Raw genomic sequence first — 1,122 nt, forward strand, 5'->3', positions numbered from 1 at the left:
CCGCCCACACCCTCCCGGCCGTGCTGATCGAGGCGCTCGTGCAGTCCACCCCCGGCCGGCTGGTCCTGCTGCCCGCCCCGCCCGCCGGCCACCCGCGCGGGGCGCTGCACGGCGTACGGACCCGCTTCGGCGCCCTCCTCGACCTCACCTGGACCGAGGACGGCGCCACCGCCGTCCTGCGTCCCACCCGCACCGTCCGCATCGAACTGAGGACTTCCGACGGCGCCGAGCCGCTCGACCTCGTCGCCCACGAAGACCGCGTCCTCACCCTGAGGGCGCGGTGACACCGGCGATCTCCCCCCACCCATGGAAGGAACCCCATGGCACCACGCATCACGAGCAGGATCGGCAAGGTCCTGGCCGTCCCCGCCCTCGCCCTCGGCCTCACCGTCGGCGTGGCCTCCGCCCCCGCCCAGGCCGCGGTCTGGAGCTCCTGCGACCAGTGGGGCAACACCACGCTGAACGGCTACACCCTCTACAACAACATCTGGGGCTCCGGCGCCGGCGGGCAGTGCGTCTGGGCCAACTCCGGCACCAACTGGGGCGCCTGGGCCGACCACCCCGGCACCGGCGGCATCAAGTCGTACCCGAACGCCAAGAAGGTGATCAACAAGCCCGTCGACTCGCTCCGCTCGCTGACCAGCAGCTACAAGGTCGCCGTCCCGTCCGCGGGCGCGTACAACACGTCGTACGACATCTGGGACACGGACTACGACTACGAGATCATGCTCTGGGTCAACCAGTACGGTCCCGTCGGCCCGCTCGGCAGCCCGCAGGGCACGGTGAGCCTGGGCGGCCACACCTGGAACGTCCACAAGGGCGACAACGGCGCCAACGAGGTCTTCTCGTTCCTGCGCACGTCCGACTCCACGTCCGGGACCGTCGACATCCTGCCGATCCTCGACTGGATCAAGGACACCAAGGGCTGGATGGGCAACGAGACCATCGGCGACGTGCAGTTCGGCTACGAGATCACCTCGTCGCCCGGCGGACTGGATTTCCGGACCGACAACCTGACGGTCAGCAGCAGCTGACCCCGGCCCCCGCGGGGCGGGCGGGCGGCCGTCCGCCCCGTCGGGGAGCGGTGGCAGACCCCGGGGGAGGTGGCAGACCCCAGGGGCG

General features: G+C 71.3%; 2 protein-coding genes. Both read left to right on the forward strand.

The genetic code is table 11. The features are described 5' to 3' along the window. On the forward strand, nt 1-284 hold a 284-nt coding region (locus AOK18_RS29760; RefSeq protein ID WP_478078861.1), incomplete at its 5' end, for a glycoside hydrolase family 95-like protein. A 36-nt stretch (nt 285-320) separates the two neighbouring features. Further along, nucleotides 321-1,034, forward strand: a complete 714-nt coding sequence (locus tag AOK18_RS29765) for a glycoside hydrolase family 12 protein (protein WP_055696314.1) — start codon at nt 321-323, stop codon at nt 1,032-1,034. Nucleotides 1,035-1,122 lie beyond the last annotated feature (88 nt).

Origin of the sequence: Streptomyces prasinopilosus (assembly GCF_001419695.1) — a bacterium.
GTDB classification, from domain to species: Bacteria; Actinomycetota; Actinomycetes; order Streptomycetales; family Streptomycetaceae; genus Streptomyces; species Streptomyces prasinopilosus.

What these genes read in the sequence shown, in the direction of transcription:
- AOK18_RS29765 (WP_055696314.1), top strand. Translation starts at nt 321, where the DNA reads ATGGCACCACGCATCACGAGCAGGATCGGCAAGGTCCTGGCCGTCCCC.